We start from the raw sequence: 25,696 nt of genomic DNA, 5'->3' as shown, positions 1-25,696 counted from the left end.
CTGTTCCGCATGAAGCTTTCAAAATTACTGACCCCGCTCCTCCTGTGCACGGTCATGCCCCTGTACGCGCAGATCCGCCTGCCCAAGTTGATTTCTGATCACATGGTTTTACAACGTGACCAGCCGCTCAAAATCTGGGGCCGGGCTTCGCCGAAAGAGCATATTACCCTTCAATTTGACCGAAAAACCTATAAAACCTCGGCAAATCCAGCCGGAAAATGGGAAATAGCGCTTCCAGCGCACAACGCAGGTGCGGGTTACACGATGGTTTTGAAAGGCAGGAATGAAATCCGCCTGACCGATATCGCATTCGGGGATGTGTGGCTGTGCAGCGGGCAGAGCAATATGGTGATCAACATGGAGCGCGTAAAGGAGCGTTTCCCGAACGATATTGCTTCGGCGAACTTTCCTGATATCCGCAACTTTTTCGTGCCGACACTCACCAACCTGAATGGCCCGACGGAGGATTTCCCGAAAGGCGAATGGAAGACGGCCAGTCCCGAAAACGTGCTTAGCTTCGGGGCGGTCGCCTACTTTTTCGCCCGTGAAATTTATGAAAAACACCAGGTCCCGATCGGTATTGTCAATAGCTCGGTGGGAGGAACGCCCATTGAGGCATGGATCAGCGAGAACGGTTTCAAGGATATTGAAGACATTAAACAAATCATCTCGCAAAATAAGGACACGAGCTACGTGAATGCATTCGCCCGCGTCATGAACGCGGTCCCGCAGGAGCGCACAGTGACGGACGCGGGCCGGACGGAGCATTGGGAGAGCATTGAATATCAGCCCAAAGGATGGCGGAACTTCAATATCCCTGGTTACTGGGAAGATCAGGGCTTGAAGGCATTGGATGGCGTGGTGTGGTTCAGGCGAATAATCAATATTCCGCAAAGTTGGGCCGGGAAGCCCGTGAAACTGTACATGGGGCGCATTGTGGATGCCGACGAAATGTACGTTAACGGCCGGAAAATCGGCAATATTACCTACCAGTACCCACCCCGCCGGTACGAAATCCCGGGTGATTTGTTTAAAGCAGGGCAAAATGCGTTCGTGATCAGGGTTACCAATTCATCGGGCAAAGGCGGCTTCGTGCCCGACAAGCCGTATTTCATGACGACAGGCAGCGATACCATCGACTTGAAAGGCACCTGGCAATACAAAGTCGGGGCTGTTTTCCCTCCGGGACAAGGTACGCCGCCAGCGAGGCTCGTGCACCAGAACCAGCCGACGGCGTTGTATAATGCAATGGTCGCCCCGGTTCTGCCGATGAAAATCAAGGGATTCATATGGTATCAGGGCGAATCCAACACCGGAAACCCGGAGCCTTACAATGCATTACTCCCGGCGTTGATCCGTGATTGGCGGACGCTTTGGCACGACGACAAGTTACCTTTCCTCGTGGCGCAGCTGCCCAATTTCCAGGACATCGACTACACCCCGGCGGAAAGCAATATCGCCTTGCTTCGGGAAGCCCAGAACAAGGCACTCACATTGCCCAATACCGCCGTGGCCGTCACCATCGACCTCGGCGAATGGAACGATATTCACCCGCTTAACAAGAAAGATATCGGTAAACGGCTGGCATTGGCCGCCCGGAACCTGGCTTATGGCGAAAAGGATATCATCTATTCCGGACCCATGCTGAAATCATACGACATTGCAAACGATAAGGTCGTATTGACTTTCGATCACGTGGGCGAGGGCATTGTTGCATCTGACAGCGAGCCATTACGCTGGTTTGCCGTCGCGGGCGACGACCGAAAATTCTATTGGGCCCAAGCAGAAATACTGGGAAAAGACCGGATTACTTTGCGCAGCGAGCAAGTCAAGGCGCCGAAGCATGTCCGCTATGCCTGGCAGGATAATCCCGAAGGTGTCAATTTTTACAATGCAGCGGGGCTTCCGGCGTCTCCTTTTCGCACAGATGGCCAGGATGTGAAACATGCTCAAAACCATTGACCATACCAAAAAACTCAAAACCCGACCCACGATGTTTTCTCCACGCTTGCTCATTACCCGTTGCCTGTTATTTCTGATTTTTGCATTAATCTCAAACAATCACGCCTCTGCCGATGACGGCTACCGGCTCTGGCTGAAATACGACCGGATCTCAGATAATACGGCACGAACCGCTTACACCAAATCCTTCAATTTCATAGCCCTGTCCGGCAACAGCGACATCCTGAACAATGCGGCCAAAGAGCTTCAAACCGGCCTGACCGCCCTGCTCGGCAAGCAAATTTCGGTTGTAAAAACTCCGGTAGGCAATCAAAACGGCATCATCCTTACCGTCTCAACCAGCGCCGCGCCCGGCGACGGCTATTCGATTCAAATGCAATCGGGAAATACAGTAATTACCGCTTCGAAGGATGCAGGCGTATTGTACGGCAGTTTTGCATTGCTCCGGCATTTGCAGCAGCATTTGCCCCTCGAAAAAGCCGTGGGCCAAACCAGCCCGAAGATCCAGTTACGCATGCTGAATCACTGGGATAACCCCGAAGGAACGATCGAGCGCGGGTACGCGGGATCGTCGCTGTGGAAATGGTACGAGTTGCCCGAAACGGTAGATCCACGCTACACCGACTACGCGCGGGCCAATGCGTCGATTGGGATTAATGGTACGGTCGTGAACAATGTGAATGCGAGTGCGCGGTTTCTGACGGCCGAGTACCTGCACAAAGTGGCTGCATTGGCCGGTGTTTTCAGGAAATATGGTATTAAAACTTACCTGTCCATTCATTTTGCAGCGCCCAAAACGCTCGGCGGGTTGAAAACTTCCGACCCGCTCGACCCGGAAGCCAGGAAATGGTGGATTGAAAAAACAAAGGAGATTTACAGTATCATTCCCGATTTCGGAGGGTTTCTGGTGAAAGCCAATTCCGAAGGCGAACCGGGCCCACAGGATTACGGCCGTACCCACGCCGACGGCGCCAACATGCTCGCCGAAGCGCTTGCGCCGTTCAACGGGGTGGTGATCTGGCGGGCGTTTGTGTACAAGGCGGATCCTAATGCAGATCGGTTCAAAGCCGCTTATGATGAATTCGCCACGCTCGACGGGAAGTTTGCCAAAAATGTGATTGTACAGGTCAAAAACGGCCCGATCGATTTTCAACCTCGGGAACCATTTTCGCCGCTGTTCGGCAATATGCCCCGCACGCCGCTTGGCATGGAGTTCCAGCTCACGCAGGAATACCTCGGCTTCGCGACCCATTGGATTTACGAAGCCCCGCTCTTCAAGGAATGCCTTGATGCGGATACTTATGTAACAGGAAAGGGCTCGACCGTCGCCAGCATTGTCGACGGTTCACTGCACCATTATCCATTAACCTGCATAGCCGGGGTGGCCAATACCGGCTCCGACCGCAACTGGACGGGCCACCCGATGGCCCAGGCCAACTGGTACGCATTCGGGCGGCTGGCCTGGGACCATACCCTCAGCCCGGAAGCCATCGCACGCGAGTGGACGCAGCTCACCCTCACCACCGAAAGCAGGGCCGTGGCCACGATCGGCGATATCATGCTGCGTTCCAGGGAAATTTATGTGGATTACAACACGCCGCTGGGCCTCTCGCGCCCGTGGACCGGCAGCCATTACGCCCCCGAACCCTGGCAGAACCGCAGTTCCCGCCCCGACTGGACGGCCATCTATTACCACCGGGCCGATACCCTGGGCCTGGGATTCGACCGGACGGCCACCGGCAGCAATGCGTTGCAGCAATACCGGCCGGAAGCAAGCCGCGCCTGGCTCGATGCCGAAACCTGCCCGCTCCCCTATTTACTCTGGTTCCATCATATTTCGTGGGCTAAGAAGCTAAGCTCCGGCAGAACGCTCTGGGATGAGCTTTGCCACCGGTTCTATACCGGCGCCGATTCGGTATTGTGGATGCAAAAACAATGGGCCGGCCTGAAAACTTCCATCGACCCGGCCATCCATGCCGACGTTTCCGGTCGCCTTGCAAAGCAGCACAAAGAAGCGATCTGGTGGCGGGACGCCTGGGTGCTGTATTTGCAGACGTTCTCCAAACGGCCCATCCCCGCCATTCATCCCAAACCGGAAAGGACGCTGGAAGAGGTAAAGAGAAGTGTGAACACCTATTTAATGAGATAATAACTTACCATTTGAAATGCAGAAGCGATACGCCCTGGCGAGGTAGCAGCATTTCCACTGTGGCCTGGCCGTTTTGGGGTTCGATCCATTGCGGAGAGGTCAATAGTGCAAGCTGCCCGGCCTTTTCGAGCAGCCTGATTTGTTCTGCTGTCGGCTGTTTAGGTGAGCCCATCGCTTTCCAGGCTTCGTAAGAATTGCTGTTTTCTTTGTCGATACGGTAGTGGTAGAGTATCATTTTCTGCGAGGGTAAACCTTGCACCAGCACTTTGACGGCCGCGTCGGGTGCTGGTACATTGTCGTCGTGGTAATTCCACACCATAACCGCCGCTGAATTGGCACTTTTGGAAGCAATACCGTTGATATCGGCCTCTTTGCGGACGCTTTCATCCCTTACCCGTTTAAAATCGTAAGCCAGGTTCTGCTTCACTTCCACGCGGTTTCCTTCCATCATTCCAAACATCCGGAACACGTTCAGCACCGGCTTGTCGACGCCGTTGGTGGCCAGATCGCGGAAACCGCGGAACCAGGCCTGATCCTCAAACTCGAACGACCAGCTCACCGCACCCAGCAGATTCACGCCCCGCCCCTCGGCCAAGTCATATTTGCGGGCAAACGAAGCCGCCGTGTAGCTCGAATACATCGTACCGTTGCGGTATGCATTTTGCGGGCTCACATCCTCCGAACATGCCGCGCAGCCTTCCGGGTCGGATTCCCCGATGATGATCGGCAGCTTTTTGAGCGCCGGGTAGGATGCCACAATTTCGAAACCTTTGTCAAGGTCGCGCAGTTGCGTGCCCATGTTCATTTGCACATGCCCTTCCACGATCTTGGGTGCGCCTTTGGCATGGTAGGTGATGAAATCGATGGGCGTACCGGTTTTGCCGGTCACGTAGTTTTTGCCTGCTGTAACGTGGTCGAGAAATTTCCGCATAAATGTCTCGGACTTGTCCCAGGAGGGACCTGTTACTTCCGGACCGCCAATTTTCGCGGTAGGTAATGCCCGTTTGACGGCATCGGCCGTATAGTCGTAAAGTTTAATGTATTCGTCGACAGTTCCTTTCCAGTAGCCGATATTCGGTTCATTCCAAAGCTCCCAATACCAGCTTTCCACCTCCTTTTTGCCATAGCGGGCCACCGAATGCTTTACCCACTGATACACCAGTTCTGCCCATTTGTTGTAGTCGTTGGGAGGATAGGCCCAACCCAGGTAAATGTCATTGTAATTATCACCCGGCTTCCAGTGGTGACGGTACGGCTCGGGTTTCGAGGAAAGTGCCTGCGGCATGAAACCGATCTGGGCAATGGGTTTCATCCCTCTTTCAATATAAGTATCAAAGATTTTGTCGACGATCTTCCAATCGTACACCGGTTTTCCCTGCGCGTCTTCGGTGTAGGCATTGGTGGAGCCCCATTTGAGTGCCGCTTCGCCGTCGCCCGTCACGAGCAGGCTATGCGCACGTACGTAGACGGGTACCTTGCTCAATTGCGAGATTTCGGTAAGCAGCTTTTTCCCGTCCTTCATATAGGTATAGTTCGGCTCGTCGTAGCCAAAAAATGCCCAGACAGGTTGCATGGGGGCTTTTACCTTCGCCAGGTTCACATCGATCACGACGGGCTGCTGCTGGCTGAGAACGGGCGTGGACATTACTGTACCCAGAATAGCGGCACGGAACAGGGTAAATTTGGTTCTTTTGAAAAACATATGACGGCATTTAAAGCGATAAGGAAAGCGGAACGGGCACAAAATCTATCGGATAAAAACTGGTTTATCTGAATAGAAAATAAAGACACCCCATCACCACCCCAATGCTCGCCCAGCCCAGCCATACCTTGCTGCGGTTGTAATGCGGCTGGGAAGCGTAAGTTTCAGACAAAGTTGGCAACGATGGAACGGTTTGTTTTTCCGGGAAAAGCAGCGAGATCGCGGCCATGAAAATCATGAGAAAGGCGGTCAGCAGGAAGGTAAGCAGCATAAAATGCGGCCAGAATGCTTTGTGGGGAAAGTCGGACAGCTGCATTACGCCCACGCAAAGGCTGAGGGGTGAGCCGAGGTATAATGTAAGGTTGGCGGCGCGGCTGGTAGCTTTTTTCCAGATTACTCCCATTAAAAATACGGTGGTAAGCGGCGGCGCAAGATAGGTTCCTACGGCCTGCGAGAGGTCGAACAGCCCTTTATCGACGGTCGAGAGCAGGATCGACACCAGCATGGCAATGAACGACGAGCCGATGATCACCAGCCGCCCCACCGTCCTGAGTTTCCGCTGCGACGCATTCGGTTCGATGATTTTGGAATAAACATTCAATGAAAACACCATGCTGAATGCATTGATACCGACGGCGACATCATAGATCAATGCGGCAATGAGTGCGGCGAGGGTAATGCCTACCAGCCCTGCGGGCAGCAGGTTGGCCGTCATCACCAGGTACGCATGGTCCGGATTGGTGAGGTTTGGAAACAGAATGTAACAATAAATGCCGGGGAGCAGAAAAATGAAGGGTACCAGGGCTTTGAGGGCGGCCACGAGCATGGTTCCGTACTGGCCGTGTTGAATGCTCTTAGCAGCGAGGGTTTGCTGGACGATCGTCTGATCAGTGCACCAGTACCAGATTCCTACCACCGGATAGCCGAGCAGTACCGCATGCCAGGGGTACACGGGGTCGTCGGACGGGCGGAATATGGTCCAGAATTCCTTTGGGGACCGGCTGACCACCTCCTCTACTCCGCCGATGCGGTCGATGGCGATCACGCCCACGATCACCGCCGCGAGCGTCACCACAATGGATTGCAGCACGCCCGTCTGAGCAATGGCGCCAAGGCCGCCCGTGGCCGTGAAGCTCGTGGCGAGCACGGTAACCCCTACCGCCGCCATCCAAAACGGCACATCGAGGAGCTGCGCGATGACGAGCCCGCCCGTGAGCAGCACGAAGCTCACCGAAACGATGAGCGTCGAAATCATGGAGTAATAGGTTAGGAAAGTAAATGACCGCTGCCCGTAGCGTCGGAGGAGAAATTCGGGCATGGTACTCACTTTCGTAGCAAAATAATGGGGCACAAACACCATCGCGAGCAATAGTAGGAACCACCAGGCCAGCCAGTCGAAGTTGGCGGCCACCATGCCGGTGGTGTAAGCCATGCCGCCGTAACCGACGAGCATGACCGGGCTTACATTACTACTGAAAATGGACAGACCTACATTATACCATTTCAACGACCGGCCGCCGAGGAAAAGGTCGCTGGCCGTGTCTATTTTGCGTTTCCGCGAAAAGTAAATCCCTACTCCAACCAGAACGGCCAGGTAGAGCACGATAATGCCGGCATCGATACCGCTGAGAGCCACCTTTTCGCGCATGGGCCGTCACAATGTTTTTCTGCGGATGAGCACATTGGGCAGAATCACCTGTATCCGCTGCTTTTGCATGATCGATTGCCCGGCGAGCTTGCCCATCAATGCAAAGTCGGTGGAGTAAGTGGTAATGTCGACGAACTCCTTGGCCGGCTCGTCGTTGGCGGATAGCAGGCCGACGTCCACGCCCATGGTGAGCTTCTGGGCCTTGCATTCTTTCAGGATCGCCCACATCGTGTAGTTGTCGAGTGTGAAATAGGCCTTTCCTTTCTCCACCGAACCGGGCACGAACTCACTGACAATCTGCCCCTTAATAGCATAGTCTTGCAGGAACCGCTTGAATGAGGAAACGATCTCTTTCGGGTCGAGGGATTTGGGGGAATGATAGAAAATGATCTCGTCGAACTCCCTGATCTTGTCCACGAGCGCTTCGAGTACCGCGTAGGTAGAGCGCTCGAATTCCTGCGCGATGTAACTCACCTCACCGTCGAGCTGCTCGAACCGGTCGAATATGAGGAGGTTGCTGCGGGGAATCGTTTCGAGGATTTCCTTTGTTTTGCGGTGCGGGATCGGCGCCACCACGTACATGCCGTATTTCCCTTTGATCTGGAACAGGGTGCTTTCGAGCACATCAATGCTGCCGTGGTGGAAGAACACATCCAGATGCACTTTGCTGCCGAGCTCTTTCCGGAAATTCCGGTAGAAAAGCTCTTCGAATGTATCGAGATTATACATGATCAGGGCCACTTTCATGAACTGGCTGGTCTGCGCATTGGTAACATAGTACCCGATCCGGTTCTTGGATTCGACCACGCCCCTATCCACCAGTTCGCCGTACCCTTTGCGGATGGTTTCGCGGGAGAAGTTCAGTTCCTGGATCATCTGGTTTACCGACGGCAGCAGGTCATTCGGTGAAACGATCTTCTGGTCAATCGCATTGATGATCCCTGTGACGATCTGGTCGTGTTTGGAATAGGATGTTACTTCCCGCAATTCCCTTATTTTATCAAATATGCTCTCCATTCGGCGGTCATTACTGCGTAAAGCTAAAAAACTTATTTATTCACTAATGAGGTTGTATCACTTCGTTGTCACCCGGAGCGTACCGGTCCGCTCCGGGTGACGGCTTATTCACAATTTTGTACAACCTCGGAGATCACTCGATGCGCACCGTAACCTCCCGGTTACCAGCCACCGGAACATCCACGAACGACACCGTTCGCGATCCTTTCACGACAGTCTGGCTGGCTTTTTGCCTCTTGCCGTTCACGATGATAAACGGGTGCTTTCCTGCAAACATCACCCGCCATTGCAAAGTACCGTTGCCTGCATTGCGAAGCGAGGCCGTTTTAGCACTTTCGCCGACGGAAATGCTCCGTTGTAAAACAGGCAGATTTTCAATGGTATGCGTATCCTCCGCCCGTCCGTTGAACAAGGTCGTAACCCGGTTCACACGAGCATCGGCATCTATCCCCATGATACCCTGGACAACGCCCTGCACCGCTCCGTATGAAACCTCGGGATACTCGCGGCGCTTCGTGGCCGGGTCGGTCAAGTGCAGAATCTGGCTGCGGATTTGCTCAGGATAACCGTATTGCCCCAGTACATAGGGGAAATACGACTGGTTTTCCATGTTCCAGTCCCGCGCGAGGATCTGGTCAATCGTCTTGCGGGTGCGGGTGGTGTCTTTCAACACATCGAACCAGAGCAGGAAAGTTTCGCCCTCTGTATAGCCAAATACGCCTTTCGACGAATAGTAGGTGAAATATTTGCCCTCCTTTTCGCTCCACCATTTGTTTTCGATATGCTGCCGGTATTGTTCGGCTTTTTTATCAAAAGCAGCTGCTTCGGCGGTTTTGCCCTCCACACGCAGCATGTCCGCATAGGTTTGCATGCCGCGCGAAAGGGACGCAATCAGATCGACGCCCATTTTCAGGTCGCGGACGCCTTCGGAATAGGACGCGAGCCCGCGACAGCGGTGAAATGAATCGTCGTCATTATAGGCCGCCTGCGCATTCGGGTGCAGCGGCCGTGAAAGCAGGGAATCCGGCTGCAATACCCAACGCTCTACATATTCGCGGACCGACTTCCGGTGAAAATTGGCAAACTCGGGGCCGTTGATATAGCGCTTGTCGCCCGTCCACAAATAGAGTTTCCACGCCGCCTGCATCACATCGAAATTCGCATTGAGGTTATACCAGAATTCATCGTCGTTCCGGTAATCGGCCGGCGCAGGTTTCCCTTCTTTGTTGATCTCCCAATACGAGCACCAATCCTTGCTGTCGGAAATGTTTTTGGCAAAAAGTGAAAACATATTGCTGTTCGCTTTGCCGAGGCCGAGCATTTCGGCGGACATGCTCTGGTGCGCCACGTCGCGCATGCAGAATGCGAAGCGCGAAGGCAATGCGGCCTCGTACCAGTCGCCTACCGGGTCGGCCGGGTTGCCGCGGTGGCTCAGGGCCATTTCCTTCGCCCGGTCGAATGCGGTTTGCAATGCGGCGTCGGTCGACCGGAATTTTAACGTTTCGCTTTGCGCCATACAGCCGGGTTGAGAAGCCAGCCAAATGGCAGCCGCTGCGATGAATCTGATCATTCGTTTTGTTTTTGAATTAAAATACAATGTCCTGCTAAAATCTCCTCTTCTATAAAGTCGCGTCGGTGTATCGGGCCGACACCTATTGTCATCCTGGACGGACCGGTCCGCTCAGGCTGACAATAGGTGCAAATTCGCTCCTTACTAATACAACCTCAGTTATAATTCGGGTTCTGAACCAATGCAGGGTTCCGCTGCAACTCCGTCCGCGGTATCGGGTAAAAATACAACGCGGGAATCCATGTCCGTTTCTGCACAGTGGCCGATTGATAGGTAAATGTACCATCAGGCTGCCTGGTAATAATCACGCCCAAAGCGTCTTTCGACCCTATCTCGGCAATCCCCCAGCGCCGGATATCGAAATACCGGTGGCCTTCGAAGCAAAGCTCGATGCGGCGCTCCTGGCGGATCTTGTCCATCAATGCGACCCCGGATGCATTTACCGGCGGCATACCTGCTTTTTGGGCGCGTAATTTGTTCAGGTATGTTAGCGCTTCCCCGTCCTCACCCAACGCTGCGCAGGCTTCGATGTAGTTAAGGTAAATTTCGGAAAGCCTGAAACCGACCCATTGCGATGCGGCATAGTCCTGCTTCTGCCAGTCGACCGACTCATCCACCATTTTGCGGACCACATAACGCGTCTTCGAGGCGTTCCATGGCGAATACGGGCTCTGCGGTGAATCGTCCCCGCCTTCGAAAAACTGCGTCGGACGGCCTTTGAACTGCTGATTGTTAGCCAGAATCGTGGCATAAAACCGTGGATCGCGGTTGGCATAAGGATTCTTGGCATGTGCAGGGTTAGCCCAGCTGAATGCGGTCCCGTCGGCCATTTCGAATGCATCCACCATTTGCTGCAATACATTATAAGCGCTGTACCCTTCATAGCCATTCGGACTGAGGTCTCGGCTCACGGTATTGTACCGGTCGGCTCTTGCCAGGCCGCTGTAAACCCGTGCAAAAATCACTTCCGGGTTGAAAAAATCCAGGTAGGTCTTATTATAGGTACCACTGGCGGCGCTGCCATACAATGCATACGGCGCATCTTTGAAATCGATCACGGCCCTGGCGGCTTCTTTGGCCTGCTGCCAGAGCTTTTTGTCTCCCGAAGTGTTGAAATAGGGACTCGCCGCGTATAGCAGCAACCGTGATTTGAGAGCTAATGCCGCTCCCACCGTCGCCCGGCCTTTGTCGAGATCGGCCGGATAGGCCGCCGGCAACAGCTTGGACGCCTGCTCGATGTCGGCGAGGATAAAATCTTTCGTTTCGGTCCAGGTGGCGCGCTTTTCATTGAAATCCTTGTCGTTGACGTCGTACACCCTGGTGATTAGCGGTACGCCGCCAAACCGTTTCAAAAGCTCAAAATAGGCCAATGCCCTCAGAAAATGTACTTCCCCGCGCATGGTGCGTACGACCTTGCCATTGGAAACGGTATCCAGCTGACCTACGTTTTTCAGGAATACATTACATCTCCGGACAGCACCGTACAAATCCCCCCAGCGGTTCAGGGAATTGGAAGTCTGGTTATCCGGTGTGGCTTCGCCCTGCACGTAGCTGTTTTCGTTGGTCCAGTTAAAATTGCCGTACAGTTCGTCGGTCTGCGCGCCCCATCCGAAGCCGCCGTCCTTGTAGGCCAGTACGGTTTGGTCATAAATGCCGTTCACAAATACCTGTGTCAGGTTCGGATCTGTCCATACGTCCGAATCTGAATAGGCATTCAGCGGTTTCAGGTCGAGGACGTCCTTGCAGGAGTTCATGACCAGCATGCCGGCCGCGATGGTCATGCCTGCGAGCAGCCTTCCGGTCCAGCCGGATTGCGTTTTATGGTTAGTTTGAGATTTCATATATTAAATAATAAGGGTTAGAAGCTGATGTTGGCGCCCAGGTTCACGACGCGCTGCTGCGGATAATAGTAACCCGAGTTGTTGGGTATCTCAGGATCAAACGACGGCCCGAATTTGTCGATCGAGAACAGGTTGCTGCCATTGATATAGATCCGCGCGCTGTGCATTTTGGCCTTTTTCAGCAAGCTGGAAGGTACAGTAAAGCCCAACTCGACATTTTTCAGCCGCACAAATGCCGCATTGCGCAGCCAGAAATCGGAAGTGAGCGTGTTCACGCCTCGGGAAGCGCCGGTAGGGCCATTGAAATTGCGCGGGAACTGGTTATCCCCTTCTTTTTGCCAGCGGCCGTCGAAAAACTCCCTGGCCATGTTCAGTCCCGCGGGTGCGAGGTACGACTGCGCACGCGCCTGCCCCTGCACAAAGAGCGAAAGGTCCAGGTTCTTCCATGAAAGTCCGAGCGAAGTACCGTAGATCAGCTCTGGCGTCCGCACGGAAGATTGTCTAACCTGATCCAGTCCATTGATAGCACCGTCGCCATTGATATCCTTGTAGCGGATATCACCGGGCGCGGTATTGGCCGGGTGCGGGCTGGCGTCGATCTCGGCCTGGTTCTGGTAAAGGCCGTCGGATTCGTATACGAGCCAGGTGTCGATCGGGATGCCGGTTTTACGCTGGTAGGAAGGTACGCTGGCGGCTTCATCCATGAAAATGACCTTGTTGCGGGCGAAGGTGAGATTACCCCGGATATTATACCCAAAGCTCGTCCCGATCGAACCATTATAATAGGCTTCCAGCTCGATACCCCTGTTCAGCACCTTTCCGAGGTTCTGGTTGGGCAAGGTTAATCCCGTGTATGCGGGTACGGACTCGCTGCGTGTAATGAGGATACCCGACCGCATGGAACGAAAATAATCAATGGTCAGGCCGAGTTTGCCTTTGAGAAACTGCGCATCCAGCGCTATGTCGGTGGTGGTGGCTACTTCCCAGGTAATGTCCTTATTAGGCGTCGGGCCGGGCACGAGCGAACTTACCTGCGAAGCAGTCGGGCCGAGCGAATAGCCATAGCCGGTGCCGAGGAGGTAGGTTTGAATGTAGTTGAATGCCGAAACGACATCATTTCCCGTCTTACCCCACGAACCGCGCAATTTCAGCTCGGTAATGCTTTTGGAATTGAAAAAATCCTCCTGCGAAATGCGCCAAGCCGCCGAAACCGCCGGAAAAAAGCCGTAACGTTTTCCTTCGGGAAAGTTCTGCGAGCCATCGTAGCGCATGTTGTAGTCAAAAAGGTATTTGTTCTTGAAACCGTAGGAAGCGCGTGCGATGAAATTGTTGCGGCCGGTTTGAGCCGCGGTGGAATTGTTCTGCTGACCTATCAGACTGCCCGCCGAAAGCTGATCGAGCGAATTGCTGAGAAAGTTCGAGCGGAATGCGCTGATTTCGTCGGCATTTCCTTCGAAACGCTCGTATGCCGCAAAACCTTCCACGGAATGGTCGCCGAACCGGTTGTTATAGCCGAGCCGGATGTTCATCAGGTTTTGTTTCAGCGTACCCCGCACCTCCGACAGGCTAGGTTTAATGGCCGAGTTGATCTGCACATAGTTACCTGTCGCGCCATCGTAGCGGAACGAAGGGGGTGGTGTTTTGGTAAATGCCTTTGTTTTCGAAAAGGTAAGGTCATAGGCATAATAACCATCCACAAACAGGCCGTCGACCACTTTGGACAGATCCCATTTAAAATAGGTTTTGGTTTGCAAAAAATCGTTGGTAGCGCGGTTGTAGCCCGCTTCTCCGCTGGTGATGTACACCATGCTGTTGTTAGGCCCGCCGCCGATCCCCGGCCCCACGAGGCCGTTCGGGTAAATAGGCACGAGGTACGGGTAAGCGAGCCACAGCTCCCGGAATATCGCCCCGGCATTGTAGTTGCCCACTGCCGAGTTGCGGAACTCGTTTCGGTACAGCACGTCCACGCCGATTTTCAGGTTGTCGATAACGGCAATATCCACGTTGGCGCGCGCCTGGGCCTGCTTGTAAAAGGCGGCGTCTTTTTTATAAATGCCATCCTGCTTCTGGTACTGGCCCGAAAGGAAATAGGTAACCTTGTCGGTACCACCGCGGAGAGAAATGACCTGGTTGTGCTGCAATGCCTGCTTTTTCATGGTCGCGTCCCACCAGTCGGTGCTCGGGAACGATAGCGGGTCGGAGCCGTCGCGGAACTTCTGCAACGAGGCGTCGGGCCAGGTGGGTTTCTGCCCGATCATCTGGTCGTACTCGTTGGTCGCCAATGCGTATTCGTAGGAATTGAGCATTTGCGGCACGCGCGTCGCCTGTGTGAGTGACCAGTTGGTACCAATGGACAATACCGGTTTGCCGGCCTGACCGCGCTTGGTCGTGATCAGGATCACACCGTTGGCCGACCGCGCCCCGTAAATCGCCGCAGTAGCGTCTTTGATCACCGTAAACGACTCGATATCCGCCGGATTGAGCCGCGCAAAGCCCCCCGAGCGATCGGGAATACCGTCGATCACGACCAGCGCGCCGGTGCTGCCGAGCGTCGCCTTCCCGCGGACGAAAATCTCCGCATTGTCGTTACCCGGCTCGCCGCTCCTTGTGTTGGCGATCAGGCCGGGTACACGACCGGCAATGGAGTTGGTGAGGTTACTCGCGGGCGATTTTTCAAGTTCAGTGCCTTTGATCGTCGATACCGAACCGGTGAGGTCCGCGCGGGTTTTGGTCCCGTACCCTACCACCACCACTTCGTCGAGCGCTTTGGTGTCGGCTTCCAGGAGCACGTCGAGTTTGGTCTGCCTGCCTACCTGTATTTCGCGGGGAATATACCCGATGTAGGAAAAGACCAGGACCGCATCGGCGGAGGGCACATTAATCGTAAAATTTCCATCGGCATTAGTTGACGTGCCGCCATTGGCACCCTTGATGATCACACTCACGCCGACTAGCGGGCCGGAAGCATCCGTTACCCGGCCCGAAACCGGAACCTGGGCCCTGACCGCCGAAGCGCCGAACAACAGCAGCACGGCCAGAAGCAGTGGAGAAAAGCGGGTAGAAAAAATCATGTTAAAAAGGGTTATGAAGTGAGACACGAGCCGTTCAGGCCGACCTCCGGATGCCGCCCGACACAACTACTGTCTAATTTTTTATCAAAAGAACACAATTTTTAACTAACCTATACTATTCTATACTATTTTTTATAAAAATATTTTTAGAAACGACCAACATGTTGCCTACGCAGCATTCAAAGATTAAACACCTGTCAATTAGTATGAAAAAGACACTTTTAGCTAACGCACTACCAAAATCTCAACCACTATACTATTCTATACTCGAATACAAGCATGAACCGACTTGTGAGTTGAAGGAAAATAGCAGCGTACAGTCCCGTACGCTGGCGAAGGCTATTCCAATACCTCAATAATGGAATTATAGATGTATTGAAGATCGGCATTACTGATGCAATACGGAGGAACGAGGTACAGTACGCATCCTAGCGGACGCAGCAAGATACCCTTGCCGAGCAATGCCTCGAAAACATGCCGGCATTGATTCCGGAAGTACGAATCCTTCCCGTCATGACCCAGGTTCATAGCCAGGATCGTCCCGCATTGCCTTACTGTATGGATGGTCGCGTGCGACGCCACCCGTGTGCGAAACGCTTCGTGCCGGGCGGCAATTCGTGCAATGGAAGCTTGTGTCTCTGCACTTTTGAGCAAATGCATACTGGCCAACGCTGCCCTGCATGCCAGCGGGTTGGCGGTAAAAGAATGCCCGTGGAACAATGTGCCGTATACGTTGTCGGTGCAAAATGCCTGGTGAATAGCCTCCGTGCAGGTAGTCACGCCCAAAGGCATAGTGCCGCCCGTGAGTCCCTTGGAAAGGCACATGATATCCGGTTTTTCGGTGAGATGGTCGGCCGCGAACATGCGCCCGGTACGTCCGAACCCGACGAATATCTCATCCTGGATTAGCAGGATACCTTTGGAGCGGCAATAGCGCATCAGCGCATCCAGGTGGGCGGCCTCGTACATCAGCATTCCACCCGCGCCCAGCACGAGTGGCTCGTACACAAAGCAGGCGATCTGATCCGCATGCTGATCGATTAATGCCCTAATTTCCGGCAGGTTATCAGTGGTGGGAAGGTCGATATGGACGACGTCGAAGAGCAAGTCTGCGAAGGGTTCCGTCCAGCCGCTGCGGCCGCTTACGGCCATCGCCCCGAAAGTATCGCCGTGATATCCCAGCCTGAAGGCCAGGACTAGAGGCTTCCGTTCGCCCCGGTTGTAAGCATATTGCAAAGCCATTTTCAATGCTACTTCCACTGCGGTAGAGCCGTTATCCGAGTAAAAAACCTTGTTTTGATTTCCAGGCAGCTCCGCTAGCAATGCTTCCGCGAGCGCTATGGCCGGCGGGTGGGTAAAGCCCGCGAAAATAACGTGTTCCAGCGTACGCAACTGCTCCGATACCTGGTCGGCAATATAGGGATGGGCATGGCCGTGCAAATTAACCCACCACGAAGAAATGGCGTCGATGTAGCGCTTGCCGGTTTCATCATATAAATGCGCCCCCTCGCCGCGCACGATGGCCACGGCTTCGCCGGCTGTCTTGATGGCTGTAAACGGGTGCCAGTTCACCGCACGGTCGCGCTGCCCCCAGGTAAGGTTTTGGGTATTCATAGGTTAATTGTTTTAATCAAAGGGTAATCGGTGGTCGGACTACCGTGCTCACGGCTTAAGCGGCGGGCGGCACGGGCAATGCTTTGCGCATTCAGCGTTTTGAAATCGGGAATATCGATTGCGGTAGTCTGAATATCCGGGTAAGAAAGCAGCACACGGCGGGTGTCTTCATCAAACGGGCCGTTGAAAATCAGGTATTTTAAGGGAATAGACCTTTGTTGGAGGGCTTGAATAGACAACAAGGTGTGGTTGATACAGCCGAGATAATTCCGGGCGACCAATGCGACCTCCACGCCAAGCTGCTCTATCCAGTCGATCATGCATAAGTGGTCGTTGACAGGCACATACAATCCGCCGGCGCCTTCTATAATCAGGTTGTTCCGGGTTTCGGGGAGTACCAGGTTTTCCGCAGAAATGAATTTCTGTTCCTTCCGGGCCGCTTTGTGCGGTGACGCGGCCAGTTTCAGCCGGACCGCTTCCGGGTGCGTCACGGTGCCCGGGCTTGTCAGTTCCGAAACCGTTTTCCGGTCGGTTTGATCCAGCCCTCCCGCTTGCACAGGTTTCCAGTAATCAGCTTTCAACCATTCCGTCAGTACGGCGGAACAGACTGTTTTCCCTACATCCGTGCCGATTCCGGTAACAAAAAGGATTATACGGTCAGTTGTCATGGAGTTCTTTTAAAATGGCTGTGAGCTGTCGGATCTCTTCGTTTGTATTGAAAGCGTGCAAACTCACCCGCAGACGTTCGGAACCTTCCTTAACGGTAGGTGGCCGCACCGCAAACGTGAACAGCGATTGACTTTCGAGCATTTCCTCCACGGCCGCCAGTCTGGCAATGCCCGGGCACGGGACCGCCTGAATCGGGCTCCGCGCACCCGAAAACGTGGGTAGTCCGGCTGCGGAAAAGTGCCGGATCCGGTCTTGCAGGTCTTCGTGCAGGTGCGGATTCATTTTCAGAAAAGTATAATTGTTCCTGATAGTGACCGCAAAAAGGTCGGGCAGGCCAGTGGTGTAAATGAACGGGGCCGCGAAGTTAATTAGGTAATCTATGACCGTTCCGTGGGACAAAATGGCTGCCCCATGTGCGCCCATGGCCTTCCCGTACGTAACAATGGTCGCGAATACGCGCTCCTGCAAATGCGCGTCGCACACGAGACCGTACCCGAAAACACCCATGGCATGCGCTTCGTCCACAATCAGCGAAGCCCCGTAACGCCCGGCGAGCGCGACCAGGTCGTGAAGCGGCGCAAAATCACCTTCCATCGAATAGAGGCTTTCCACGGCGATCCAGCATTTGCCTTTCGCTTTGGCCAGCCGGTTTTCCAAATGGTCCAGGTCATTGTGCTGAAACCGTATTTTACCGGCAAACGAAAGCCGGCACCCGTCCAGCACCGAGCGGTGAACAAACTCGTCGAGCAGGATGGTATCATTCCTTTTCGGGAGGCAGGAAAACAATGCCAGGTTGGCCATATATCCCGACGGAAACAGCAGTGCCCGTTCGGTTTGGTGTTCCGCAGCGATAAAATCCTCGACGGACAACGTCAATGCCGAGTTCCCGCTCACGAGCCGCGACCCGGTGCCGCCGCGGAGCCATTGCGGATTATCATGTAGGGAAGCCAGCAGCATTTCGTGGCAGGCATTGTTCGATGCAAGGCCCAGATAGTCGTTGGAATAAAAATCGGCCCCCGGCTCCCTCGTTCGGAGCGTTCGCAACATTCCTCGTTCCTCCCGGTCGGAAAGGGCCTGCGACAGGCGTGCCAGCAAGTCGTCACGCATCGGCCAGCTCGCTTTCCAGCCGGCTCAGCCACCGGTTAAACAGCCCTTCCTCCATTTGCTGCAATACTTCCGCGTGTGTCTGCCAGTCTTCCGAGAATTGGCTCAACTGCGAAGTCATTTCTTCCAAATGCCCCTCCTCTTCCGCGATGATCGATTTTACCGTCACCGGATGGGAAGCCGCCGAGAGCGCATGCTGGTAAACCGGATACAGTTCATCGGCCCTTATCTCAATAAGATAGGTAACAAACAGATAAGCCGCATAGCGAAGCTGCGCTCCCTTCAAACCGAACACGCTTTTGATATATCGGCTGCATTGAATATCCAGCATGGCGAGGTATTGGCGGGTGGATACCGCTGCAAACAGGTAAGCATCCGAATAGTCGGGGCAGGATGCCGGAGCGAGTTTCGAGATCTGCTTCTTTAAAATATAGGCGTGCCTGTGCTCCTCGGCGGCGTGTTTTAACTGTATGATCTCCACCTGCGTACGGTCTTCACAAGCGGATATCTTTCTCGCACCGGCATTTTCAAGATATGAAAGGGTGTTCAGCCAGCGGGCATGCAGATGGTCCTGCTGTACTATTCGTTGGATCAGGTTATACATAGCTCATTTTTGAGCCAAAAGTATATCCCAACCGGACGCTCCGGGTGTCCCGGTTTTGATTTTAAAGGTAGTCCGGAATTGTTCAAAACAAAGGGACAAGCCCGCACAACCGGCGAACCTGCCCCTTTCATCGAATGTACCGCTGTCGGCAGGTATGCTCTATTCTACCACCAGCCAGGTATATCCCTCCGCCGGGATCTCCACCTGGTAATCTACCTCGTAGTTCCGGCCCACCTTATAGGATTGCGACGCACCTTCCTTGACGCGAATTTTCACCGATTGATCCTTGCCCGTGTAATACACAGGCAGTTTCACATTCCTGGTCATCTTCTCGCCGGTCGGATTGTAGAGCATTACCAGCGCTTTCACCGGCAGCTCCGGGTTCACGTGCATGATACCATCCCAGTCGCGGCCATCGGCACGACGCAGGTGGATGATGTCGGAATTGAGGATATCGCGGTACTTTTTATACCAGCTGATCACATCGCTGACAGTCTTTTTGGTTTCATCGGTATCGTACAGGCGGGGACCACGGTAACACGCCTGCACCCCTGCGCCATAATATTGCATCATCAGCTGCTCATACGCATCGAGATGTTCCGACAACGGTTCAAGCACCGCCTCCGGCCCACCGCCCTGGTATTTGGTCAGCGGCACAAAGCCCCACACCATGGAAGGCGTTTCGTTCCAGGTAGCATCGAAGATATTCTGGCGGTTCAGGATCTTCTGCTGCTCGCGCGGGAGTGAGAAGTTCACCTCCCGGTAGCCGAGCGCTACTTTGTTGGTACCGTCCAGGAAATACCAGTCGGGTGCATTTACGTAAATACCGTTTTCGGCGCACCAGTGGTAAAGCCCTTTTTGAAGCGCCATTTGTTTCCATTGAGAGTCGGCCAGACCTTCGTGGCCCGGGTGCGAGGTGGATGCACAGACGTCGCCCGGGTAAGGTCCGTCATTTTCAAAAATATCAAAACCGGTGTAGCTCATGAATTTTTTGAGTTTGTCCAGGTAGGCCAACCCCCATTTGCTGCCGAGGCAAGGCGCATTACCGAAGAATGCACCGCCGGTTTTGCCGGTTTTGGGATTAATCACATCGTCCTCTTCGCTGATCTTCCGCGAACTGAAAAGCGAATAGCTGCCGATCAACACCTTTTTACTGTGGGCATAATCGGCCAGGTCTTTCCATTTTTTGAGGTTTTCGGCAGAAATGTCCTCCATATTGCAATGGCTCCCGAAGCTGAGGATCAATGCTTCGTAACCGGTCGCGGCGCATTGGTCGATCGCTGTGCGCACCTGTTCGTCGTTTTTGCTCACCAGGTGCATAAAAATCGGGTTAACCGTCGTCCAGGGCGCGATGGTCCTGTACATCTTACGCACGGCCATTCCCTTGCGCTCGCGGTCGTAGCTGTCCATCAGCAGCTCGTAGGTGCGGATTGATTCCAGCTTTTCCCCGGCTTTGAGCCGTGTCCCCATCGGCACTTTCGGATGTACTTCCAGCAGGCAGGGCGTCTGGTAGTCGTAGTTGACCTGGGAGGTGTAGCTTTTATCCACTTTCCAATGCGTCGCCTGGTCGCTGAGCCCGTAGCGCATGGCATTGTTGAATGCGAAGTTGTTTTCGATGTACAAACCATTCGGCTTGGCCATTTCTTCCGGCTTCCCCACTACAGCGCTCTCCTCTTCCGTCACGGCCAGGATCTCGTTCACGACCTGGTCCACCGTTACATCTCCCTTGCTTTTATTTTCAATCGTCACCCATTTGGACACCAGCGGGATACCGTCAAAAATCGCGTAATGCACGTACACATCCACGCCCGCCAGCGCAGGAAGTGATGAGCCGAAACGAAATGTCACTTCGCTTCCCGTTGCATTTTTCCTGCTTCCGGCCCACATCGAGGTCTTCCATTGCAGGTAAGGCACTATGGGCGAGATTTTAAAATCGACATAGTGAAAGGCGCTATCCGACACTCTCAGCTGGTCGATCCACTGCGGGAGCAGGTATGCGTTCTCTTTTTGGCCGTATAAACCACCCACGTTGTAGGCGACGCCATTCAGTACTACTCTCGCCTCGGGTTTCACCGCGCGGAGGAGCTGCTGCCCGTTGGTCAGGTTCTTGTATTCAATGCAAGCCAAGTCGGGCTTCAGGCGGAACACTCTGCGGACCAGTCCGTTGGACATCACAACATCGCTACCATTGGCCGACTGGTCGATACGCGCTTGGGCAGTGCCAGCGTTGATGAGCCAGTCGCCGGGCGCGGGGGCGCCGGACGCCGGAACGCCGGCCGCCGAACTGACCGTTTGCGCCCCGGCGGCCGGCGCCCCCGCGGAAAAACTGAGCAAACCGAGTGCTAAAACAAGGTATTTCATAAAAGGTAATTGGGAATTTGGTTAAGGGTGGTTTAGCTATTTCACTGACAAAGTGAATGAGAAATATGCCAAATACAAAAGATTCCCACGATTTACGGAATTCCCCGTTTTTCTCCCGGCATGATTTTTGTGTTAAAATAGATCTTGCCGATTGCCACCTGCCATTTTAACTTCTTTCACGTCAGACACTTATGAAAAATCTATCCATTTGGCTTGCATGTGCCAGTTTGCTGGTACCGGCTGCCGGTATGTGCCAGGTCGCCCAGGGCCTGTTGGTTTCCGCCGCCGATGAGCGGCCTGTTAAGGGAGATGCCGGGTATTTCTTCGCTTTAAGGCAGGTACCCTTGTCCGAAAAACATTACATTTTCCTGGCGGATCCGCTGAAAAGAGCTGTTTATGTAGACGGCGGCAAGAAAATCCTGTTAGGCCACACTATGACCGTCCGCAGCGCCAAAGGCTTCGATATGTACTTTTCCGCAGCCGATTACAATCTCATTCTGACGGTGAAGGAAGCAAAGGAAATTGTGGAGGGAAGTATCGGATATAAGGGTACGTTATCAGTCCGGCACGGTTCTGAAAAACACAAACTGGCCGTCCATGGTTTTCAGAACCACTGATAAATGTGGTTTAATGCACCAACTCGACCTTCCCTCCCGCCGGTGCACTGAACGTGATCACCTTTCCGTCGTCTTTTATCTTACGCACGCCTTTGGTCATCGTTAATTTGAGACCCGAGGCTGGCAATTTCAATGAAAACGTTCCCGCTTTCTCGGCCACAAGGCTGATTTGGACAATCTTTCCTTCTTTCCTCCGAGCACTCACCAGCACCGCACCCTCGGCACGGAGGTTGCTGAACGCGGCATTCCTCCAATCCGCCGGCAATGCAGGCATAATCTCGATCGCATCGCCGTAGCTTTGCAGCATCATTTCCTGTAAACCCGAGGCAAATGCGAAGTTCCCTTCCAGCGTGAACGGGCGGTAGGTGAATTTGGAAAGTCCGGATTTTGTCTGGTCACCATTGGCGTGGAAGCTGTTCGGTAAACAGAATGCCCTTGCAAAAGTTGCGAGTGCGTCCCTGGCCCCCGCTCCGTCCCTGGCGCGCGCTTTCAGGTTGGCGAGCCAGGAGTAGGAATACCCGCACCACCAGTCGGGCCCCACTTTATCGAGCAGGGCAATCGTGTTCGTAATCGTTTTTCGGGCCTGCTCCCCGTCTTCCCATCGGATCAGCCCCAGAGGATGAATGGCCATCAAATGCGAAAAATGCCGGTGCGACTCGTTGTAAGGCAAAGTGCGGGCAAACATCAGTTCATGATTTTCTGTCCGGGCAAAATCCGGGAATTCAGCCAGAAGCTTGCGCCATTTTCCGGCCTGCTCCTTATCGCCTAAAACCTCTGCCAACTCGGCACCGGCCTGGAATGTGAACTTGATGATCGCCAGATCATAGTTGGTCGTTTCGGGGAACCACGCTTCCAGGCGATTGTCCCTGATCTCCGGGCTCGAACTGATCGGCAGGTGCCGTTCGCCTTTTTCGTTTTTGATCGTAATATTTTCAAACAGCATACAAGCCTGTTTGAACCACGGATAGGCACGTGTTTTCAGGAAAGCCTTATCCATTCCATACCGCCATTGCAGGTAATAATGGTGGGCCAGCCAGCCCGAAACCGTCGGCGAAAGCGAATACTGGATCCAGCCGCCCATCTCGGTACCGTCCAGGGTCGTGACGCCGGGTACGGCTAGTCCATCGACCCCAAAGTACAGCTTCGAATAACGCAGATAGTTCTCCTTGTTTTCGTCGAGGTGGTCGAGGTAACCCAGGGCTTCTTCCAAATGGTTACCGCTGTATGCGGGCCAGTAACTCAGCTGCGTGTTCAGGTCGTGGTGGTAATCTCCTTTCCAGGGTGGAATGCGGCCGTTATCGGCTGTCCAGACGGCCTGCAAGGAGATCGGGGGCGCACCGCGGCGGGCCGCCGCTCCGAATTTGTACTGTTCCAGATACCATTGCTTTTCGATGAGCGGGTCGGGCACGGCAATGGACGACATCCCCCAAAAACGCTTCCACCAGGCCTGATGCGACGTCATCGCCGTAGCATAGGTTTGTGTCATCGCATTTTGGGTTAAGGTAGCCGCCCCGGGTTTTACAGGGGCTTTGGGATAATGCGAAGAAACACTCCATACGCCCTCCACTACCCCATTTTGCAATGGCTTCCAACGCACCGCAACCTCATAGCGGAACCCGCCCCAGCCTTCCTGCCGGTAGGTGATGCTGCCCGGCCCGGGGGTAATCGTACCCTGCTTGTAGCCCAGGCGCACGAGGTCGTCACCCACGAGGGAGTTTACCATACCACCTTCCTTCACCGCTCCGGTATACTTCGGCGCCACGATCTGCGGCAGCATTTCCTGCTGCACGTTTTCAAACCGGAACCAGCCCACCGGCTCGGTGGCGTGCACAAATGTTTTCAATACAACCCCATTCGACCATTCCACCTCGGCAGTGGCCAACGCGAGCAGCACCTCGGCCCGTTTCACCTCCCATCCGTCGGGCAAATCGAACTCCAAAGCTCCCGCCGGAATCTTGGACGGAGCGGGCTCCCGGTCGTAGGGCGCATCGAAATACTGCTGGACCGGCTTGTAATCCTTTTTACGGACCTGTTCCTGAACCCATTTATACCTGAACTCCTCCCGGTGGAGACCGGCCATTGGGCGCATATCCCACACATCGGCTCGATCAAGCGAAAAGCGCAGCTTGCCTTCCCGCTCCCAGATCAACGCCCCGATGGTACCATTGCCCAGCGGAAGCGCCTCGTCCCATACTTTGGCCAGTTGTTCAAAATGAAGATTATGCTGCTTCACCGGTTGCGCGTGGACCGTGGAAAACGGCCACACGCACGCCAGCAGGATCGGAAGACAAATTCGGCGCTTAATATCCCTCATTTTGTTTCAATGCTTTGTTAATATCCATTTCGCTTTGCGAGAACGGCCAAATATAGAATTTATCGTCCCATTTCAACCGGATGTTGCTATGGATCAGCTTATCGTTGATGTCCTTCCCAATGCGCCAGCGAACGATGTCGAAAAGCCGCAGGCCTTCGAATGCGAGTTCCCGCCTGCGCTCCTTACGTACGAGTGCGCGGGTGAGCGTGGTGAGTGCCGGGACGCCCGCGCGGCTGCGGATCGCGTTCACGTACGAGAGCGCCTTGGCGTCGGTAGTGGTGCCCCCCGCCTTTTCCATTTGCGCCTCGGCGTTCATCAGATAGATGTCCGAAAGCCGGAAAAGCACAATGTCGTGGCCGGTCAGAATGTCGCGCTCGCTGGGAATGAAGCGCCCGGGATCCCAGATCGCCGCAAATTTGATCAGGCCGTAATTGGTAGCTGTGAACTCGGTCTGGAATTTAAAACCGTCCTCCCGTTCGAATGTCGTTTTATTGGGTGAATAGTAATACCACTTTTTCAGACGAAGGTCGCCGGTTTCATATTCGTCGATCAGGTCCTTGGTCGGTGCGAGGCCGCCCCAGCGGAAAAACTCCACTTCCTGCCCCCCGTCGCCCGACTGACGCCCATCCCGGGTTTCGATGTATTTAATGGAGAAAATGATTTCCGGACAGGATGCCTGTCCTTTGCCTTTAATGAACTGGGATTCCAGGTCGGTCGCCAGCGAATATTTGTTCGACAAGATGATAGAAGAGGTCAGGGAAATCACATCATCCCATTTATTCTGAAACAATGCAATGCGCGCCTGCAATGCTTTGGCACTTGTTTTCACGGCATGTCCCGATTTGTACGCGTCATCGGGCAGGTTGGCCACGGCGAAATTCAGATCCTCCTCGATGAATTTGTACACCTCCTCTTTGGTCGATTTGGCGATGTTTAACTGCGCTATGTCCGAAGGCACTTCTTTATAAATCACCACGCCGCCCCAATGCTGCACCAGCTCGAAATAGAACATCGCCCGCAGGAACCGCGCCTCGGCTTCGTAGGCCTTGGCCGCCGCGTCGGGCAGGGCCACTTTTGTGAAGTTTTTGAGGAAAGTGTTGCAGCTGGCAATGCCCGTATAGCACGACGTGTACAGCGCCCTCGGTGCACCCGAGTTGGCCGGATCGAGCGTCCCGGACTGCATAAGGCGGATATCGCCGTAATGCTGTGCCCAGCCGTTGTCGGCCGCGGCATCGAAATAGCTGCGGTGCCAGGTGAGGTAAGTGCCTTTCAAACGGGCATAGCATCCTGCCAACCCCATTTGCACATCGCCTTCCGACGTCCAGAACTGCCCTGCGGCGATTTCCTGCGGCGGGTTTTTATCCAGAAAATCATCGCTGCAACCGGTCAGCGTGGCTACTAACAAAGCCGGCAAGAGAATATGGTTCAGAAAAGTTTTCATATGGTGTATATC

The 25,696-nt window shown here is 54.2% G+C and carries 16 protein-coding genes; 3 read left to right on the top strand and 13 right to left on the bottom strand.

Annotated elements, in window-relative coordinates:
- Positions 1-9: 9 nt before the first annotated feature.
- Both ACQ4MZ_RS18180 and ACQ4MZ_RS18175 read left to right on the top strand, forming a co-directional pair.
- Complete coding sequence (locus tag ACQ4MZ_RS18180; RefSeq protein ID WP_430847021.1) at positions 10-1,962, top strand: sialate O-acetylesterase; 1,953 nt, start codon at positions 10-12, stop codon at positions 1,960-1,962.
- A gap of 31 nt (positions 1,963-1,993) precedes the next feature.
- The gene (locus ACQ4MZ_RS18175; protein ID WP_430847714.1) at positions 1,994-4,111 is read left to right on the top strand and encodes an alpha-glucuronidase family glycosyl hydrolase; all 2,118 of its coding nucleotides are present in this window, start codon (positions 1,994-1,996) and stop codon (positions 4,109-4,111) included.
- A gap of 4 nt (positions 4,112-4,115) precedes the next feature.
- Here the strand turns inward: ACQ4MZ_RS18175 and ACQ4MZ_RS18170 are convergent, their stop codons facing one another.
- From ACQ4MZ_RS18170 to ACQ4MZ_RS18120, 11 genes are all read right to left on the bottom strand, one after another.
- A complete protein-coding gene (locus tag ACQ4MZ_RS18170) occupies positions 4,116-5,756 on the bottom strand; it encodes a GH39 family glycosyl hydrolase (protein ID WP_430847712.1) in 1,641 nt (546 codons plus the stop codon).
- Positions 5,757-5,877: 121 nt separating this feature from the next.
- Positions 5,878-7,461 carry an SLC5 family protein gene (locus ACQ4MZ_RS18165; RefSeq protein ID WP_430847019.1) on the bottom strand — a complete coding sequence of 528 codons (1,584 nt, stop codon included), beginning with the start codon at positions 7,459-7,461 and terminating at the stop codon, positions 5,878-5,880.
- Between the two features lie 6 nt (positions 7,462-7,467).
- On the bottom strand, positions 7,468-8,478 hold the full coding sequence (locus ACQ4MZ_RS18160) for a GntR family transcriptional regulator (RefSeq protein WP_430847017.1): 1,011 nt from the start codon (positions 8,476-8,478) through the stop codon (positions 7,468-7,470).
- Positions 8,479-8,611: 133 nt separating this feature from the next.
- Complete coding sequence (locus tag ACQ4MZ_RS18155; RefSeq protein ID WP_430847015.1) at positions 8,612-10,048, bottom strand: trehalase family glycosidase; 1,437 nt, start codon at positions 10,046-10,048, stop codon at positions 8,612-8,614.
- 155 nt (positions 10,049-10,203) lie between these two features.
- Positions 10,204-11,889, bottom strand: coding sequence for a RagB/SusD family nutrient uptake outer membrane protein (locus ACQ4MZ_RS18150; RefSeq protein ID WP_430847013.1), 1,686 nt, complete (start codon positions 11,887-11,889; stop codon positions 10,204-10,206).
- Positions 11,890-11,906: 17 nt separating this feature from the next.
- Entirely contained in the window at positions 11,907-14,960 is a 3,054-nt protein-coding gene (locus ACQ4MZ_RS18145; RefSeq protein WP_430847011.1) for a SusC/RagA family TonB-linked outer membrane protein, read from the bottom strand.
- A 339-nt stretch (positions 14,961-15,299) separates the two neighbouring features.
- Positions 15,300-16,574, bottom strand: a complete 1,275-nt coding sequence (gene bioA, locus ACQ4MZ_RS18140) for an adenosylmethionine--8-amino-7-oxononanoate transaminase (RefSeq protein ID WP_430847009.1) — start codon at positions 16,572-16,574, stop codon at positions 15,300-15,302.
- Complete coding sequence (gene bioD, locus ACQ4MZ_RS18135; RefSeq protein ID WP_430847007.1) at positions 16,571-17,242, bottom strand: dethiobiotin synthase; 672 nt, start codon at positions 17,240-17,242, stop codon at positions 16,571-16,573. The genes bioA and bioD overlap by 4 nt, the downstream gene beginning before the upstream one ends.
- Positions 17,232-18,350, bottom strand: coding sequence for an aminotransferase class I/II-fold pyridoxal phosphate-dependent enzyme (locus tag ACQ4MZ_RS18130; RefSeq protein WP_430847005.1), 1,119 nt, complete (start codon positions 18,348-18,350; stop codon positions 17,232-17,234). Before ACQ4MZ_RS18130 ends, bioD begins: the two co-directional genes overlap by 11 nt.
- Complete coding sequence (locus tag ACQ4MZ_RS18125; protein WP_430847003.1) at positions 18,343-18,951, bottom strand: hypothetical protein; 609 nt, start codon at positions 18,949-18,951, stop codon at positions 18,343-18,345. The genes ACQ4MZ_RS18130 and ACQ4MZ_RS18125 overlap by 8 nt, the downstream gene beginning before the upstream one ends.
- Positions 18,952-19,110: 159 nt before the next feature.
- Positions 19,111-21,312, bottom strand: a complete 2,202-nt coding sequence (locus ACQ4MZ_RS18120) for an alpha-galactosidase (RefSeq protein WP_430847001.1) — start codon at positions 21,310-21,312, stop codon at positions 19,111-19,113.
- A 191-nt stretch (positions 21,313-21,503) separates the two neighbouring features.
- Between ACQ4MZ_RS18120 and ACQ4MZ_RS18115 the strand changes: the two genes are divergently transcribed.
- Positions 21,504-21,929, top strand: a complete 426-nt coding sequence (locus ACQ4MZ_RS18115; RefSeq protein ID WP_430846999.1) for a hypothetical protein — start codon at positions 21,504-21,506, stop codon at positions 21,927-21,929.
- A gap of 10 nt (positions 21,930-21,939) precedes the next feature.
- On the opposite strand, the gene ACQ4MZ_RS18110 is transcribed toward ACQ4MZ_RS18115, so the two are convergent.
- Together ACQ4MZ_RS18110 and ACQ4MZ_RS18105 are read right to left on the bottom strand one after the other, a co-directional pair.
- Entirely contained in the window at positions 21,940-24,243 is a 2,304-nt protein-coding gene (locus tag ACQ4MZ_RS18110) for a glycosyl hydrolase family 95 catalytic domain-containing protein (RefSeq protein WP_430846997.1), read from the bottom strand.
- The gene (locus ACQ4MZ_RS18105; protein WP_430846995.1) at positions 24,230-25,684 is read right to left on the bottom strand and encodes a RagB/SusD family nutrient uptake outer membrane protein; all 1,455 of its coding nucleotides are present in this window, start codon (positions 25,682-25,684) and stop codon (positions 24,230-24,232) included. Before ACQ4MZ_RS18105 ends, ACQ4MZ_RS18110 begins: the two co-directional genes overlap by 14 nt.
- Positions 25,685-25,696: the final 12 nt, after the last annotated feature.

Source organism: Dyadobacter sp. BHUBP1 (assembly GCF_050587785.1).
GTDB lineage: Bacteria > Bacteroidota > Bacteroidia > Cytophagales > Spirosomataceae > Dyadobacter.
This window is presented reverse-complemented; position numbering and strand designations above follow the sequence as displayed.